This window comes from Bradyrhizobium embrapense, from assembly GCF_001189235.2.
Lineage (GTDB): Bacteria > Pseudomonadota > Alphaproteobacteria > Rhizobiales > Xanthobacteraceae > Bradyrhizobium > Bradyrhizobium embrapense.
The window spans coordinates 147,583-165,338 of the sequence record NZ_LFIP02000007.1 but is presented as its reverse complement, the minus strand read 5'-3'; the positions used below and the strand labels follow the sequence as shown (position 1 = coordinate 165,338).

At 58.0% G+C, this 17,756-nt stretch carries 11 protein-coding genes; 2 read left to right on the top strand and 9 right to left on the bottom strand.

Annotated features, from left to right (window positions below; genetic code table 11):
- Positions 1-20 precede the first annotated feature (20 nt).
- The 9 genes from AKN83_RS40740 to AKN83_RS27980 all read right to left on the bottom strand — a co-directional run bounded on the left by AKN83_RS40740 (position 21) and on the right by AKN83_RS27980 (position 12,067).
- A complete protein-coding gene (locus tag AKN83_RS40740; RefSeq protein ID WP_244522130.1) occupies positions 21-1,319 on the bottom strand; it encodes a preATP grasp domain-containing protein in 1,299 nt (432 codons plus the stop codon).
- Between the two features lie 184 nt (positions 1,320-1,503).
- Positions 1,504-3,039 (bottom strand): class I adenylate-forming enzyme family protein, encoded by a 1,536-nt coding sequence (locus AKN83_RS28015; protein ID WP_050404904.1) that lies wholly within the window; start codon positions 3,037-3,039, stop codon positions 1,504-1,506.
- Positions 3,040-3,163: 124 nt separating this feature from the next.
- A complete protein-coding gene (locus tag AKN83_RS39985) occupies positions 3,164-3,439 on the bottom strand; it encodes a hypothetical protein (protein ID WP_128089451.1) in 276 nt (91 codons plus the stop codon).
- 815 nt (positions 3,440-4,254) lie between these two features.
- Complete coding sequence (locus AKN83_RS28005; RefSeq protein ID WP_050404903.1) at positions 4,255-5,379, bottom strand: M20 family metallopeptidase; 1,125 nt, start codon at positions 5,377-5,379, stop codon at positions 4,255-4,257.
- 371 nt (positions 5,380-5,750) lie between these two features.
- The gene (locus AKN83_RS28000; protein WP_050404902.1) at positions 5,751-6,263 is read right to left on the bottom strand and encodes a flavin reductase family protein; all 513 of its coding nucleotides are present in this window, start codon (positions 6,261-6,263) and stop codon (positions 5,751-5,753) included.
- A 648-nt stretch (positions 6,264-6,911) separates the two neighbouring features.
- Positions 6,912-7,925: an anthranilate phosphoribosyltransferase gene (trpD, locus tag AKN83_RS27995; protein ID WP_050404931.1), complete on the bottom strand. Its 1,014-nt coding sequence runs from the start codon at positions 7,923-7,925 to the stop codon at positions 6,912-6,914.
- A gap of 558 nt (positions 7,926-8,483) precedes the next feature.
- Positions 8,484-10,091 carry an acyl-CoA carboxylase subunit beta gene (locus AKN83_RS27990; protein ID WP_050404900.1) on the bottom strand — a complete coding sequence of 536 codons (1,608 nt, stop codon included), beginning with the start codon at positions 10,089-10,091 and terminating at the stop codon, positions 8,484-8,486.
- A 1-nt stretch (position 10,092) separates the two neighbouring features.
- The gene (locus AKN83_RS39980; protein WP_095732582.1) at positions 10,093-10,596 is read right to left on the bottom strand and encodes an acyl-CoA carboxylase biotin carboxyl carrier protein subunit; all 504 of its coding nucleotides are present in this window, start codon (positions 10,594-10,596) and stop codon (positions 10,093-10,095) included.
- A 1-nt stretch (position 10,597) separates the two neighbouring features.
- Entirely contained in the window at positions 10,598-12,067 is a 1,470-nt protein-coding gene (locus AKN83_RS27980; protein ID WP_050404899.1) for an acetyl-CoA carboxylase biotin carboxylase subunit, read from the bottom strand.
- A gap of 3,440 nt (positions 12,068-15,507) precedes the next feature.
- Here AKN83_RS27980 and AKN83_RS42130 point away from each other — a divergent pair.
- Together AKN83_RS42130 and AKN83_RS27970 are read left to right on the top strand one after the other, a co-directional pair.
- Positions 15,508-15,843, top strand: a complete 336-nt coding sequence (locus tag AKN83_RS42130; protein ID WP_430641581.1) for a DUF7694 domain-containing protein — start codon at positions 15,508-15,510, stop codon at positions 15,841-15,843.
- Positions 15,844-16,346: 503 nt separating this feature from the next.
- Entirely contained in the window at positions 16,347-17,093 is a 747-nt protein-coding gene (locus AKN83_RS27970) for a YopT-type cysteine protease domain-containing protein (protein ID WP_050404898.1), read from the top strand.
- Positions 17,094-17,756: the final 663 nt, after the last annotated feature.

The window sequence follows — 17,756 nt, the reverse complement described above, 5'->3', positions numbered from 1 at the left end:
TGTGGTTACTGTGATTCCAATCAAACCAGTGTGAGGAGCCGTTGTTTCAGATCGACGGCGGCGGCCCGGTCGTACGCAATCACGAGGCACTCCACCGTGCCAGCCTCTTCGTCAACGGCAAGCGGTATCACGCCCTGCTTGCGTGTGCCATCGAATAGAAAACCCTCCTTGGCGAAACGTTCATGTGCAGTCCGGAGCGAACTCGATCGAACGTTCCTCACGGATGAAATAACGTAGGAGCCCGAGTAGTCGAAGCCCAGGAGCCGGACGGCAATGCTATGCAACACCGAGCCGCCACCCCAGCGGCCGTTCACTTCATTGAATAGCAGCCGTCCGTCGTTCGCGAAAATTGCGTCAATATTAATTGGTCCGCGATATCCTAGATTGCGTACAAGAGATACGAATCGGTAGGCATGCGCCTGCGCAGTCAACCATTGCTCATTCCCCAGATCGCTTGGAAGCTCAAGTCCTGTCCAGATCAGAGCCCGTTCAGATCGATCGGTGCTCTGGCGTAGTCGAATATTTCCACTGTTGATGAAAGTGATTGAGCCATCACGCTCGATTTCATACTCGAGATAGAACGGAGTTCGCGCCAAGTGGTACGATTCGACCACTAGCGTCTTGCATGACGCAGTTGTGATCTCAGACCAAAGTACATCCGAATCAAACGACGGCCAGGCAATCTGTCGGGTCTCTCTCGCCCCGGGTAGCGGACCGTCTTCATTGCTGCTCAGAATGACATTTCCGACCCCGCCGGCCCCATTGTCTAGCTTCACAATGACCCTGCCGGTTTCGTGCCGGAGCGAGTTGACCGCTCGGAACAGTTCGTTCGAATTCGTCGTTATGGAACCATTGGGCAACGGAAGCGCGACACTTGTCGCCAGTTGACGGAAGTGGCTCTTGCGATTCAATAGATCAGGCCCACGCTGTAGAGCGAATTCGTCGCCAGTCTGCTGTATACCCAGCACGGACGCCAGCCGCGCCACGCCTTCGCTGGAGTAGCAGGGATAGATGCTCCAGGATGATTTCTGACGAATATGCCTGTTGATTTGCTCAACCATGCTGTCAGACAGCAGTGCGTAATCGTTGAGAATCGGCGCTTCGCGGCCGTCTCCAGGTACAAGCAATGAAAGACTGGAGGCGTCGAAATTCAGCGTCGCGCCAACGTAGGAGAGCAGATCCGTCGGGATAGATAGGGGGGACACTATCAGATCGCCTTCCTGAGCAAACCACGCCGAACGGTAAACCGAGTTGCCGGCGAGCAAAACTTGAGCTGCTACCAGATCGGAGCCCGACATTTGCGCCGTGCCGGCATTCATGATTATGATCCGCGGCATCAGTGACCTTTGCGCATTGGGATGTGATCAGAGCGAGAGACGGTCAACAGTGGCGAAGTCGCTGCAGCACAGCCTGTTGATGCCCAGGCGGAAAAGCTCATTTTGCGCCGTCACGATGTCACCTGCGGGTCGCTGAGAAGTACAGCTAGCGTGCAATCCGCCGAACTCAATTGCCATTTGCTTTGTAGCTTGATCTCGCGTCAGCCTTCTTCAGCATGAAATGCTGGGCCTTGCCCAACGCAGTTTTCGGTAGCTCTGGCGTGAAAATGATCTCGTGCGGTACCTTGAAACGGGCGAGCTGCGACCGGACATGCGCGATCAGCGCTTCTGCTTCGATCCGGGCGCCCGGTCGCCTGATTACATAAGCGACCGGCACTTCTTCCCAACGCGGATGCGGTCGACCGATGACGGCGCAATCTGCAACATCCGGATGACCAACAAGCACACGTTCAACTTCGGCCGGATAGACGTTCTCTCCACCGGAAATGATCAGGTTCTTCTTGCGGTCATGCACCCAAAAGTACCCGTCGGCGTCGCGACTACCAATGTCGCCGGTGCGATACCAGCCACCGTCCAGAGCCTTGCGGGTTGTCTCTTGATCTTCCCAGTATCCGCAGAAGACGTTGGGCCCGCGTACGGCGATCTCGCCTGCGCCACCGGCCGGCAGCGTGTGCCCAGCATCATCTATGATCGCAGCTTCGCAACACAGACCTGCGAGGCCGCTCGATCCCTCGGGCACGAGACCCCCGCCGAGCTTAGTATACACAGCAATCGGGCAGGTCTCCGTCGAACCGTAAACCTGCAGGACCGGCACGCCGCGCGCGACAAAGAGCTCGACAAGATCGTGGGGCACCATAGTAGATCCGGTACAGATTGCCCTGAGCGCGGAGAGATCGGTGCTATCCCATCGGGCATTCTCGGTCAGGGCTCGCATCATGGCTGGCACCAAAACTGCCAGAGTGGGTCGATCGCGCTCGAACGCGTCGAGAGTGGTCTCCGCTGTAAAGCGGCTGTGAATAGTAACCGTCGCGCCGTGATGCAAACTGGGCGTCGTCTGGATGTTTAGTCCACCGACGTGGAACAGTGGCAGGACAGTCAAGGCGTGATCGGCCGAGGTGAGGTCATGCATGTGCTGACTCATGACGCCGTTCCAGAGCAGCGCTTCCTGACGCAGTACGGCACCTTTCGGTCGTCCTGTTGTGCCCGAAGTGTAGACTATCAAAAGCGGGCAAGACAGGTCCGCACCCGGATTGCGTCCGTCACCACAGTCTGCGTCCAAAAGATCGTCCAGTTTGTTTCCGCCGATAGGTGCGAAGTCTAGCCCGACAACAGAAACAGAAGGCAGCCGCGTCGCGACAATAGGCAGGACTGCGTCGAAGGACCGCTCGACTAGCAACACGTTTGCTCCTGAGTCGGACAGAATGAACAGCTGCTCGGCGGGCGCGAGGCGCCAATTTAGAGGTACGAGAATTGCGCCGAGCCGCGCGCACGCATACAGCAGCACGAGATAGTCTGGTCGGTTCAGGCTAAGGATCGCGATCCGGTCTCCTCGCTCTACCCCGAACTGGATCTTGAGGGCGCAGGCCGCCCGCCCTATCCGGTGACTGAGGCTCGCGTAGCTTAGAGTCTGCCCCTCGAAACGGATGGCGGTTTTATCAGGAGCATACGCTGCGTTGCGTTCAACTAGGGTGCAGAGGTCCAACTAAATCTCCATATAATCAGCTCCGCGCAACGGTTCGAACAGGTATCGCAACGCGCTCGCGAGGCCCACCAGATGGTTCGCTGCCCGTTGCACGATAATCACACCCTTCGGCAGGACAACGTGGCTATTGATTGTTGCGATGGTTGCGATCAACGGATATTGCCTGGCGAATCGCTGACGACTGATTACTCGTTCTGTTCGGCTCGGCGGCGGTCGTGTGCATCTGACCGTAGTGGTAGGCGCACCATGACGACTGTTTCTTGCCCGGTCTTTGACAGACAGGCTCGCCGCACATATAGGCAGCTCTGGTATCTCCATCCTTGACGCCGATGATGGCCCGGCATTGGCCTTCAATATGGTCGATCAACAAGACTTTGTTGACGCCGTCAGGCTCTTTCAACTTGTTGCTCCAGGATACCAGGCAATCTCTCCGGTGCTGTTCCGGTCACGCCGAGTGACACCCGCAGCTAAGGCCCTATGAAAACCTCAGGAGGCTCACGGCCTGTCGAGGAGGCTCACGGCCTGTCGCACATCTGCGCACGAGAATGCGCCGGTAGGCCGGCATGAGCGGAGCGAAGAGCCCATTCGGCGGACTGCTTCTGGGGCTGTCTCCCGCCAGAAGAGCGGGGCGGGTTCAATATCGGGAAAAGGCCGCGCCCTGCAGTGGCGCTGCACCGAACCCTGCATTGATCTTGTCCGACGTCGCCTGCTCGCTGCAGGCCCGGCTTGCGGTAGCCACAGTGTTGCGGTTCTGCAATGCTCAACCATTTGCAACTAGCCGCGAGCCGTAAGGCTGCGGTCAAGACGCGCTGCGTCACTGTTTCGACCGGAAGGCCGTCGGGGATGAAGATCATGACCAACCAGTGCGGGGTTGTTCTGACCAACTCAGACATTCGTCAATCCTTCCAGTCGCGGCGGGGGATGAAGATGCGTGCCAACCGTAAGATCGTACAACTTAACGTTACGTCCGATTCAAGCCCTTTCTGACAACTTCGCATGAACATGCCAAAGGTATGTCGGGACGGACCTCCGCGACGGGTAGAGAGCTCCCAGCGCGCGATCTGCGTTAAAAAGTGGCGCTCCCATCAGAATGGTTCTGCGGCTGGCAGGGTCCTTGTCGAAAAGGCTTGCCACGTCCAGCGATCGAGTGCTCGCTACCAAGAGCGGATTGCGCGACGCCCTCCGCTTAAGTTCGCTCGCCTACCGATGCGTGGATTATCGCAGTGTCTGATAGAGGCGATACAGCAGCCGCGCGCGAGGTTCGATCGATGAAATATAGAGTTGCTCATGATGCGTGTGCGCGCCCTTGCCGTCTACGCCGAGGCCATCGAGGGTTGCGGTATGCGGCGCGGTGAAATTGGCATCGGAGCCGCCGCCGCTGAACGCATCGAGCAGCTCGAAACCAATCTCAGCGGCAAGTTGCCTGGCGTGTTCGTATAGCGTGGCGCCGGCCTTGCTCTTCTCATAGGGAGGACGGTTCAAGCCGCCCGATACTTTCAGGCGAACGCCATCGGTGCGCGAGGTGATTCGGAGAATTCTCGACACCAACTCGTCTGCATGTGCCATAGCCGGCACGCGCAGGTCGACTTCCGCATGGGCCTGTTCGGCAATTACGTTTGGCTTGGTGCCGCCGCGGACGACGCCAACGTTGACGGTGATGCCGCGCGAAAGATCGTTCATCGCCTCGAGCGTCTGGATCACATTGGCTAGCTCCCGGATCGCGCTACGGCAGTGTTCGGGGCGTTCGCCGGCGTGCGCCGGCGCGCCCTTGATGAAGACATCGAAGCGGCCAACACCCTTCCGCCCGGTGACGACCTTGCCGCCGTTGCGCGCCGGTTCGGTAACCAGCACATATTTTGCCTTGCGACCCTCGGCCTCGATCAGGGCCCGCGAGGTGGGACTGCCGATCTCCTCATCCGACACGTAGAGGTGGGTGATGCCGAGCGGCGGGCGCGCGTCGTCGGCGCAGATCTGCCGAAATGCGTGATAGGCTAAATAGGCGCCGCCCTTCATGTCGTAGGCACCCGGGCCGAACGCGCTGTCACCGTTGGTCTTGAACGGTAGTCGTTTTATGAATCCCATCGGATGAACGGTGTCGAGATGGCTCAACACCAGGATGCCCGGCACGCCCTGTCCCCATGACGAGCGCGCGATCAGGTGATCGCCGCAACGTTCACGTCCCGCAATGCGCTCGATGGCAGCCGGCAGGTCGCGATAGCCGCCCGCGACGACGTCAGCCAGCTTGTTGAGCTGATCCGGCCGTTCCGTCGGGGACTCGATCTCGACCCAGCGACGGATGCCATCGAGGATCGCGGAAGTTTCAAACGGGTAACTGGACATATTTGTCGGATGCCCCTCGAGTCTCAACTTTCATCACTCGCGCAAGCCCATGGTACGACCCGCTTGCTCGCTTCCGGATTGAGCACGAAGGTCTTAGGTTGGCTGGCTATTGTGACGCAGTGTGCCTTTAAACGATGATCCTGCCGCGACACTACGCGCCTGCCGAGGAGAACTGAGCTACCAAAGCTGGTAGTTTATGTCGGGGCTATGCCGGTCCAGTGTGCGGTCGGATGGTCTAATCAGTCGTGAGCTACGCGCGCTTTTCAACGCGAGGTGAGCCCGTAAGAACCAAAGTCGTCCACGAGCTGCCCGGATGATTTTTCGATAAGGATCGCTCCAGTACCAGTCGTCCGGTCAACGCGTATTCCATTCTAACGGCATTCTGCGCAGAACTTGGCAACGGGCAAGGTTCGAAGCGCGCCCTGGAAGTTGATCAATGGATTGCCATGGCCAGCCCGAGCTGCGACAATTCGTCCGATAAAGATCCTATGTGTGCCAATGATCTTGTGGTCATAGAGAACGCATTCGATCGCGCAAAGTGCGTTGGACAATAGCGGCACGTTGACCACGCCCTGAGTCCAGGAAGCCGTGCCGAAGCGATGAACACCTTTTACTCCCTCCTGACCGCCAAAACGCAGGGCCAGGTCCTCCTGGTCACTGTGGAGAAGATTGATTGCAAAACTGCCGCTAGCGAGGATCGCGTCATGCGCTTCAGATTGGGCGTTGATGCCAACGAGCAAGCACGGCGGTTCCATGCAGATGGACGTCACAGAACTCACCGTCAGTCCACGTCGTCCGCCGGCCGTTCCGGTCGTCACGATGGCGACACCGCTTGCCAGATATCGCATAGCCTGACGGAAATCGGCCGGCTGGATAGACGGCATATTCCCAACCACGGGGGATGACCAGTGTGTCATGATTTGCCTTTGCGGTTATACCCCACTCTGATGCTTCGTTAGCTTGGGCAGGCTCGGATTCATCTCGCGGCCGCAATTGGGCGCGCAGTCTCGGAAAACCGCGTGTCTAGAGGGCAATGATGAGACCGAACACGACATTGATGTCCTCCGCGCGACGACCAGAGTGCTGCCCAAGGTTATCGCTCAATGTACGCGTAAGAGAACACGCTTTTTTGCATCCAGAAGATGCACATCGAGCGTCGCGTGCAGCGAACCCCGCAATTCGGGCGGGATCGAGCAATCCGTGTCGATCAATTCACGAAACTTTCGGATGATGTGTTCTATCATTGCGATGGATCCGAGTGCCTCCAACTTCTGTGATGACATCATCTGACTATCTCCTTTGGAACGCAGCGCATGCCGCGGGTCTGTATCTCGGCAGTAGGGGCTGGAGCAGACTCTCGCCGATGAACAGGGATGGCTCTCGTACCGCGTTCTTAACGAGGACTGCTTTGAACGGCGCGCGCACGCGGCACATGCTCATCGAAATTTCGAAGGAATAGGCGCACAGTCGCAGCTGCTATTGCATAGCCGCTTGTCAGAATCGGCTTCCTCGGGACCGTGTTCCGGCCCCTGTTACGTGTTGGACACTGCAATCAAGCGTTTCAGTCGAACGGCTGCGCTGCCACTGTCAAGCGCATGTTGTGCAAGTGCGACGCCCTCCTGCAGCGTCTCGACGCGGCCGGCCACGATCAATGTCGCCGCCGCATTCAAAATTGCAGCGTCGCGAAATCGACCCGGAACGCCGTCGAGCACGTTTTGCAAGGCGACGGCATTGTCCTTCGCTTCGCCGCTCTCCAGCGTCTCCTTGTCGCAGCGGGCAAGCCCGGCTTGTTCCGGTGTCACTTCGAAGGTGCGCACTGTGCCGGCCTCAAGCGCAGCAACAAAGGTCGGCCCGGTGAGGGTAACCTCGCCCAGCCCGTTAGAGCCATGAACCACCCATGCCGATTCGGCGCCAAGGTTCTTCAGCACGTAAGCCAGAGGCTGAACCCATTCGCGAGCGAATATCCCAACGATCTGCCGCTTGACCCTGGTCGGATTGGACAGGGGCCCGATGAGGTTAAGGATGGTGTGGGTCCCAAGTGCGGTGCGGATCTGGCCGACGCGCTGCATCGCCGGATAATGGGCTGACGCAAATGAGAAGCCGATTCCGGCTTCATGCACACAGCGCGCAACGGCCTCAGGCTTGAGGTCGACGTTGACACCGAGATGCGCCAATAGTTGCGCGGTGCTAGGACCCGAAGATGTATCGCTGTTGGCATGTCTGGCAACAGGAACGTCGGCTCCGGCGACGATAAATGAGGCGCACGTCATCACGTTGGCCGAATACGCAACGGTATCGCTCGTACTTGCGATATTGATCGGATTGCATGCGACCTCGACCCGCGGCATTCTCTCGCGTACCGCGGAGACCGCTCCGGTGACTTCTTCGATCGTCTCGCCCCTGACTCGCAAACCCATCAACAAGCCGCCGATCTGCGACGGAGTCGCATGACCCGACATCAGGCCGTCGAATGCTGACGCAGTTTCCTCGCGCGTCAGAGTGGCGCCGGTGGCAACTTTACCAATAATTGATTTCAGCGTTTCCATCGACTTTACACGTTCATTTGACCGAATCTGACGAGTGTCCCGCTTCATCGGAGGCTTTTGTTGAAGAGACGCGGCACCGGCTATCTTGATGAAGCTATCAAGCCCATCGGCGGCACGGCCGAGGGTCGACGTTTGAGTGATCGGTTGAGTAGGGCACCGCCATTTCGGCAAGGCTACAACCTGACGCTACGTGAGGGTCAAGCTCTTCATGTCGTAATGCCGTCAAGAGATCGCCGACCGATGAGAGCAGTGCAGTTGCTGCGCCAGCAAAGATGGCGAGGTCTACTGCCGCGCATGTGCCTTAGCGGCGACTTCTTGATCACGAGGATTCAGCCGAAGTGCCCGGAAACGTGGAAAAATCTTGCGGCTTGTCGGCACCGCTGTCCTGTCGTTTGTAGTCGCTTCTCACATGCTTTGGGCGGAGCAGTGCTGATCTGCCCCCTACAAGCCACCCGCCAGACTGCAAATCAAGGTGCATACGGCGAAACCGGAAGGATACTACCGCAACGGAGAGCTCCCGGTCCGGCTTGGGTCAGCGCCTAAGTGCTCGGTCCTGCCTTACATTCGGAACACGCCGTACTGCGGCGCGTCGATCGGTGCGTTGAGTGAAGCACTCAACGCGATTGCAAGGGCGGTCCTGGTATCGACAGGATCAAGAATGCCGTCGTCCCAGAGCTCGGACGTTGCATAATAGGCGCTTGATCGCTCGCGATATTCTTCAAGAACCGGTTCGCGAATGCCTGCCAGTTCCTGCTCAGAGAGCCGCCCTCCGTTGCGGGCCAATTGTCTCGCCTTGACGTGGGTGAGAACGCCGGCGGCCTGCTCGGCGCCCATCGCGGAAATCTGAGAGTTCGGCCAGCTGAACACAAACCGAGGATCAAACGCGCGTCCCGACATGGCGTAAGTGCCTGCGCCATGAGAGCTGTTGCAAATGATCGTAAACTTCGGGACTGACGCGCTGGACACAGTCATGATCAGCTTTGCGCCGTCCTTGGTGATCCCACGGCGCTCATATTCGCGGCCAACCATAAAGCCTGTGACGTTCTGCAGGAAGAGCAGGGGCGTTCGGTTTTTGTCGCATATTTGAATGAAATGAGCACCCTTTAGCGCACTGTCGCCGAACAAAACGCCGTTATTGGCAACAATCCCGACTTGATATCCATAGAGCCGGGCAAAGCCGCACACGAGTGATGTCGCATAACGCGGCTGGTACTCATCAAATCGACTGCCATCGACCAGACGAGCGATGATCTCCCGCATGTCGAACTGCGCTCGCGCGTCCTCTGGAATGATGCCGTAGAGTTCGGATGCATCATAGGCGGGCGGCTCGGGCGCTACGCGATCGATGCAGGTTTTCGCCGGTTGATGGAAGCGCGCGACAACGTTGCGCGCAATCGCGATTGCGTGGAGCTCGGAAGTTGCGAAATAGTCACTGGTGCCCGACACGCTCGTATGCATGAGGGCACCGCCGAGCTCTTGGGCGGAGACTTGTTCGCCAGTGGCAGCCTTCACGACCGGAGGGCCGCCAAGAAAAATGGCTCCCGTGCCTTCGACCACAATGTTGTATTCGCTAAGCGCGGGGACATAGGCCCCTGCCGCAGTGCACTGGCCCATGACGATGGCGACCTGCGGTACTCCCATCCTCGAGAGTATCGACTGATTGCGCAGAATTCGACCCGCATGGTATCGATCAGCAAAGAACTCCGCCTGCAAAGGCAGAAAACCGCCGGCGCAGTCGCATAGATGAACCACCGGCAGACGGTTTTCGATGGCTATGTCCAAGGCCCGCACGATCTTCTTGACCGAGAGTGGATACCATGCGCCGCTCTTCACGCTGGAATCGTCAGCGTGAACAATCACTTCTCGACCCGCAACGATGCCGATGCCGACCACCTGCGCGGCACCCGGAACCTCTCCGTTGTAAGCCTTGTTGGCAGCCAGCGTGGAAAGCTCCAGGAAAGGAGTTTCCGGATCCAGCAAGGCTGCGATGCGGTTGCGAACAAACAGCTTGTTCTGCCGACGCAGCCGCTCGATGTCTTTCTCAGGTCTGTCGAACCGGGCCAAGCGTTGGCGCTCCTTCAATTCGGCAGCCAGTTGTCTGTTGTGGAGGTCGTTGCGACGAAACTCCTGCGAATCGACATCCGCCGCAGAACCGATCCGCTGCATTTCAGAACCCTTCTTTAGACAGCGTTACGAGTACGGCGTCGTGCTCGAAGCTCTCGTTCTCCTTGACGTGAATCCGCTCGACGATGCCGTCCTGGGGTGATCGTATGATCGTTTCCAGCTTCATGCTTTCAATCATCATTAGCGCCGTCCCCGCCGAGACTGAGTCACCAGGCGAAACTGTAATCGCGACAACCCTCCCAGGCATTGGCGCTCGGGCTACGAGGGGACAAGTCCCGTCATTCCCAGCAGCGTAGGCCCCTAGCGGATCGATGTAGCGCAAAGTACGCGTTCTGCCGCGGATATGGAGGTGAATGAGCTCCCCGTCGATCACGAACCTGACGGGTTCGCTCTGCCCGGCAATGGTCAGGATACCGCTGCTGTCGCTGCGCTCGGTGAATGCGACGGGCGCAATCACCTCGTCTCGCAAATGAAGGCGGTAGCCATGCCGGCTGGCCGAAAGCCACAATGTATGATCTACGCCGTCAACCTCGAACGAGTGATACACTTCAGTTTCTCCAATTGCCGAGCGCTGAATGAAGCTCTGGCACGGCATCTGCCGAGTCGCGGACCGGCCTCGTCAGGAGAGCGGCGGATGCGAGGAACGCAGACATTCCGGCAGAAAAATTGCCCGCTGCGAGATGCGGGTTTTGTTCAAGGTATCCGACGTGGAAGTGACCGCCGAGAAATGCCTCGTCGGAAACGATCCGGGCGAGCAAGTTCGCATTGGTCTCGCACCCCAGCAAAACCAATTCGCGGACTGCACGATGGGCTTTCAGAACAGATTCCATGCGGCTTGGTGAATGCACGATGATCTTGGCGAGCATCGGATCGAACGCCGGCGTGATGTGCTGGCCTTGCATGATGCCGCTGTCGATCCGTACGTCATTGGGATACTCGAGAAGAAGTACTTTTCCGGTGGTTGGAGCGTATCCGCGTTCAGGAGCCTCAGCGTACAGCCGGAGCTCGATTGCATGGCCGTTCGAAACGATATCGGACTGGGAGAATGCAAGTTCGCGGCCCGCTGCCGCATAGATCTGTTCCGCCACCAGATCGACGCCAGTAATCATCTCGGTGACCGGATGCTCGACCTGAAGTCGTGTATTCATTTCAAGGAAGTAGAAATCGTCTCCGCTCAAGAGAAATTCGACCGTTCCTGCATTCCGGTAGTTCGCTGCACGAGCGATGCGAACCGCCGTATCGCAAATTCGAGCCCGCAATTCTTGGGATAGCGCAGGCGAGGGCGTTTCCTCGATAATCTTTTGGAAGCGGCGCTGCACGGAACACTCGCGCTCGTACAGATGCACGACGTTTCCTAAGCGATCACCGAGCACCTGTACTTCGATGTGTCGTGGGTATTCGAGATGTCGTTCGGCGTAGAGTCGGGCATCTCCAAAGTAACGGCCCGCTTCACTGCGCGCCTGCTCGATGGCTGCCTCCAAGGTATTAAGGTCGCGTACAATCCGCATGCCCTTACCGCCGCCGCCAGCCGATGGCTTCACGAGCAGAGGAGCTCCCATGGCCTGCGCTCTGGAGGCAAATGTCGCCGGATCATCTTCTTCGATGACGCAGGGGGTGACCGGAAAACCGTTGGACTGAACGAAATTGCGCGCGCGGATCTTGTCCCCCATCAGTTCGATAGTATCCGGAAGAGGACCGATAAACGCAATGCCGGTGTCTGTCACGGCTCTGGCGAACTCCGCATTTTCGGAAAGCAGCCCATAACCGGGATGCAGCGCGCCGGCGCGCGCCTGGTCGGCGGCCGCGATGATCTGCCTAGTATCGAGATAACTTGCGATCGGCGTGTTGCCGCTGATCTGAATGGCCAGGTCGGCCATGGAGACGGCGGGTGTTCTCGCGTCTATTTCGTGATAGGCAACTGCAGAACGGAGGCCAAGTTTACGTAACGTTTTGACGATGCGGGCGGCTATCTCGCCCCTGTTGGCGATCAGTACGGTATCGAAGGGCAATTGTGGCATTTGCCTATCCAAATAAGCATGAAGGGGACCAAACCGTCGTGAGTGACCGTGCTTGTTGCCTCCAGCCGACGTCGTGTGAACGTCCTGCGTGCTAGGTGGGCTATCTCGGAACGTGAGGCGGGCGAACAGGCCACCCGACCCTCTACTTCGAGATGCCGCCGTTCTTGCCCGTATCTCGCGAGGAGATCACGTAACGGCATTGCTGGCTGAGGCTGGCGTACTTGGATCTGAGGCAAGCAAGGATAGCGACGTGGCTCGGTATGTGATTGCTGCAAAGGCGGAACACGTCCTCCATACACGCCTGTCTCTCCTCGGGAGTCGGAGCTTGATCTCGCGCGTTGACCTGCCGCGGGATTACAGCGATCACTGCGGCAGCTAGAGCGATGGCGCGGCAGGATTTGAGGAGCGAAGCCAAACCGGCCCCTTGGTCTTGAGTCATGTCATTCCTTAAGGTTGGTAGATCTGCGATGTTTTGAGCGAAGCGCAAGATGGTCTGTCCGTCGGCCAATAGACGTGTAGCGCCAGGTGCAATGCCTGCGAGTTCCGTGTCGCCGACTCTGGTATGCCTGGATGTCTTGAAGTACTCGGCGTGGCGCGTTGAGGTGCTTGAGCACAGCCCACCTCACGGCCAATAGTTGCTGCCACGGTCGGCGCGATACGGGATCGAACACGTCCTGCGGCCTGGTGCCGGCCTTATCGAGGCATGAGATGAGCAAAAGCCAGGTGCGCTCAAACCATAGTTAATGACGCAATTGATCCTGCGTAGCGAATCCAGATGAGACGCCTCCAGGTCATCTTTAGTGTAGTCGGCCTGCGCTTTACATTAATCCGGAGACGGCCATCGGGATGAGAGCGCCTTCTGTAGAAATATCGAAGGGCTCGATCTCTTCCGCTACCGGCCGAGGTAGCCTTGGATAACGCGTGCGCAGGTACGTATCTGCCGAAGCGTGTGATCCCGAGCGACTCTCGCCAGATGAGTTTAGATGTTTGACACATTCGCTATTCTCATTGTCCGCAGGAAGCGTCTGGATTGTCGGATGCGGTCCCGACTTGTCCAGGATCGTACAATCTGACGCTGCGTGCGATTCAAGTCCCTTCTTGAATCAAATCGACCGACACCTCTTACGGTGGCAAATGGCGCTTTGGTGGCCGCCAGCCCTTAGGTGATTATACGGAGCGCCGGTGTCGCATTTCTTTGATGTCCAAATTGCATGCTCACGGCATGAATCCGAAAAGTAAACTCTACCAGCCCGACCACTGGCGAAGCCGCGCGGAAGCAACGCGAAGAAAGGCGGAAGGACTCGCTTATGGTAAACCCAGAGACAGGCTTCTTAACGTTGCGATCGAGTACGATAAGCTGGCTCGGCGTGCCCAAGAGTGGCAGACGCACAGAAGTGAGGATGAAACATGGTCAGAGCGAGAGCTGTAGGGCTTTGCCGGGCCTCGATAAGCCGTGCCTCAGCTGGACGGCCGCAGCGCCGATCGCGGAGCAAATGTCACTCGGCAATCGGCGCATCCAAGCAATTAGCGCTGGATTTGGCGTTTTGGTCCACGATAGGCTTTGCGGCTTTGAGGCACATTGAGTGACCTCGAAGCTGGTTCGGCATGGTATGCTGGAGGCGTGTTGCTGCCTCAGTTACGAATTCATGTTCTGCTAGCCGCGCCGACGCACAAAGCGGACCTGTGAAAGAAGTGTCCGCTTCCAACTGACGGTGGGGATATTCCTGGCTTACCATCGGATCGCCGAGGTCGGGAGGTGCGCGCGTGCCATCCGACGTAGCTTTACTTGTGATTTGTCAGTTCCGCGGGCTTCTTTGGCTCATAAGAAGACCGCTGCGACGATCCAGTAAATGCTGGCCCAGAGCAGCGTACCCAGGAGGAGCGCGGCCAGCGGCCATAGATTCCATCGCCGTTGCGCCTGCAAACAACGGCAATCGGCGTCGTAAGGCCTGACAATCGGGTCCTTTGGTGTGCGCCAATGAGTCATGGACCACGTGCCGCACTGGTCCGCGGGGAGCGGGTGTTCTCCGGATGCATCGTATCGTTCATAAGCTCGAAGTCTTCCTTCATGGCTCGGGTTATCGGATTCTTGTTTGCCGTGCGACCTGTATCCAGGTGATGGTATTTCTCATGCAGTGGGCGGTTAGACGAGGTGCTACCAAAGCTGAGGGACGCCGGGCAGTGAATCGCTCAGAAATAAAGGATAGCCAGATGAGTGACGTCTGGACTCACTAGAGCAATCAGCATGCCACGATCGGACTGGTGCCGGCGCAGCCTCGATGCGAAGCAAGCCGCCCGCTTGGTTTGGCGACACGAGCTCGCTGCACATGGTCGGAGTTGCGACCTTGTCGTCCGGAAGGCGCCATCGGCATCGAAAGAAGGCAAGAGCTCGCTAGCGACTTTTAGCGAACAGGGGTTCGGAGTTGCATGTAGGGACGTGGCAAAGGCGCCGCCAACCGCAGCGCGATTGCAGTCCCTCGAGATAGACTAATCAGCTTCCCTGACCATAAGCTTACGAAACCTCATCAACCCGTGGATGTTATCGGTTAGCGACACGTTATGCCTGGCCATCGCGACGTGAGGCTAGCCCGCTCCGATGTTGCTCCCGGACGAATCGATCACGGCCACATAGATGACGCATTGGCCCTGTTTCAGACTCGGCGAGCAGAAAGCGGCGAATGACCGCAGGACAGTTGGTGAGGCAGCAATCGCCCTTGCCAAGCATTGAGCGAGAATATGCGAATTACGCTGTGGTATTGCGGGCGATGAGGGAATGTAGATGTCAGCCAATTCGGAGCGCATGCCAAGAATGGCGATCGATCCGGCGGCGATGAGGTGGTGGCTCTCGACGCCTCCGTAGGATCAAGCACATCTCCGCGAGACCTCAACGCGGCGCACACAACGAAACATTGTGCTTCAACCGTGAAAGCTCGAGGCCACATCATGTGCTGAAGCGTGCGTTGTTCGGCGGTGTACCTGCAGTCAATGAGCAAGGCGCTCCGCATGGGCCTCGTGCTGTGATCGAGATGTCGGGTCCTCATGCCCGCGGAGCCTCCCAGATAGGAAATTCGCAACCTATGCGCCGGGTCATCATCGAGCGGATCTTGCACGGTTTGCATTCGGGCAATCAAGACCTCGCAAGAATTCGCAAGCGTCCTGGGCAGGGCGCCAGCGGCCAAAAAAAGAGGAGAACTAGTGATGGACATCTGCGGCTTTCTCAGCAGGTGGTTCGCTGAAGAATGGTATTGGAGCGCCGTCCCAAATAGGACGGAACACGCGCTAAGTCGCGAGTTGAAAAACAACAATGTCATCTACATCGACTTCAAGGCGGTCCACGAGGCAAAGGAGGAAACGTGCGGGCGAAAATAATTGAGAAGCTGGAGGCCGGTCGCGTACAATACGGCCAATTTGCCAGCCATCCAGGATCAGGTCCTTGTGGCATGTTCGTTGTACAGGGGCCTTGCGGCTGTGAACTGAGGATCAGCGGATTAATCCGTCCTGGCTGGGAGCATGTCGCTGTCTCAACGTCGCGACGTTGTCCGAATTGGGAAGAGATGTGCTTCGTCAAAGACCTGTTCTGGGATGAAGAGGAATGCGTGATGCAACTGCATCCCCCACATTCGCAATATGTAAATAACAGTCGGTACTGCCTGCATCTGTGGAGGCCAACTCATCGGGACATCCCAATGCCGCCACCGGGCTTTGTAGGCGTGGTTGGGCTCGGCCCATCAGAGGCGGCAATGTGGTTTGCGCGCATGAGTGCGACCGCATCATAAGGTAGGCTAAGGATTGTCCGCGTGGCAGATGAAAAGCAGTGGTTCGGCACTATTGTCAGCCCGCACCGCAACGGAAAGTGTCGGCTCTTCCGTTTGCCTAACGTCGCGGGCTTGCCAGCCCAGCGAAGCACGAAGTGATGATGACGCACGGGCTCGGCGAGCCCGGTGCTGGCGAATTGACGGAACACAGCGTCAGAATCGAACCATCGCCGCGTCAAATCTGTCTGGAGAGCCGCGCCAAACTCGAGCTCGGGATAAAATTGCATCCTCCGGCGATTGTGTCCGACCACTCCGTATCCTTGGAGTCGTCGACCAGGGCGCCGGCATTCCGGCCGGGACCGGCTGAGCAGAAAAGGTGGCCATCCAAGAGACGCCCTGCGGCCGCTTCTCCAACCCGTTCTTGCTCGTCAGCTCGTCGTCAGCTTGTCGCGATATGATTCGCAGGTAGGGCTCGCCAGCTCCACTCCGTCCAGGCAAGCATACGCTAGAGGCACGCGAACGCCATGTTCAATCCGGTAAGTGGCCAAGCCACGCGCGCGCCGATCAAGATGATGAACTGGGTTCAGTCGGCGGACAACAGCAACTTCGAGCAAGCGCTTACGGATCCCGCGCAGGAAGAGAGCCAGCCTCCCGAAGCGCTGTCGGATAAAATGGGGCTCTGCTGCAGCAGACCAGAGCCGAGCCAGCCTTTATTCCAATACAGAACTGCCGAATTGCCTGGCGCCAATGTCGATGGCATCTGCGTCGGCTTGGCGGCGGAGTGGCTCCTCAATCTCGCCAGCAGCCCTTCGTCCCGAATGAGCGCGCTGATACCGGGCGCTCAAAGCCATGCCTCGGCAGCAGTGCGGCAGCAACGGTATGAAGAGCTCAAGGCGTTGTTGCGAAGTGACAGGCCGGGCGATTCTACCAACCTTCAGGCAAAAACCGCAATGTTGCGTGAGGCGGGATTAGAGCCTGCGAACAATCAGACTCGATATGAGTTTGGAACGTCCTCCGGAATTGCCCAGATAGTGAATGAAGTCACCCACGATCCATCGGTCTATCTGATCGGCCTGCGTTTTAAACCGCGTGGCGCGCATACAATTGCGACCTCGACGTCGAATGGAATGACGACCCTGTTTGATCCAAATTATGGAGAATTTTCCGTTCGGTCAAACCAGATGGGCGAGTTGTTCAAAAGCCTTGGCGACCGTTACAGTAACGTGAACGGGCTTGATATATTTATGGTGGTCACGCAAGGCATGACGTGAGCAAATCGAGGCTTCGGAGGTCGGTCCGATGTGCTGGCGCGAAGCCTTTGCCTGACAATGGGGATCGAGATCGGAAGCTGCAATGGTTTGACGCGCGCCACCGAAGCCATCGAAGGTCGAATTTGCTGCTCTCGACCGCGCAAATTCGTCCCGGTGGTGCCCCGAAGGTGTCGCAGCTTGGCGGAGACCGGACAGTTCTGCGGAGAAAGCGCTGTACGTTAGCGAGATGGCCTTGCTTACTTGGAAATGGTCTTGCTTCCTTGGAAGAGGCCGACAGCTCACGCACGACGGAGGACGCCTGCCTCGCTCTTCGAAGGTTGAATCGCCCTGCGCCCGGATTGTGCGGCTCGGTAAGGCACAATAACGTTATCTGTCGTACGGTCTCGGTTGATTGGAGCGCCCACGAGGCGCCGGGCTGAACCCGTCTAAACTTTTCAAAAACAGGGGCTAAGCTCCTGCGGTTGACTTCAATGGGTTCGTCGACCCTCCGAGTGTCGGCATGTTCGCCGGCCGGCCGGTTCTCCGCGACGCTCGGAACTACCTACTCCCAGGCGCAATCGGCTGGTCGGCACGCTGCAGTTTTCGCAGCAAGCCATCGGATTCTTGGCAGTGAGAGCTCGTGCATCCGTTTCGCGCGGGCCTATTTGATCGCTGCGCGCTCGT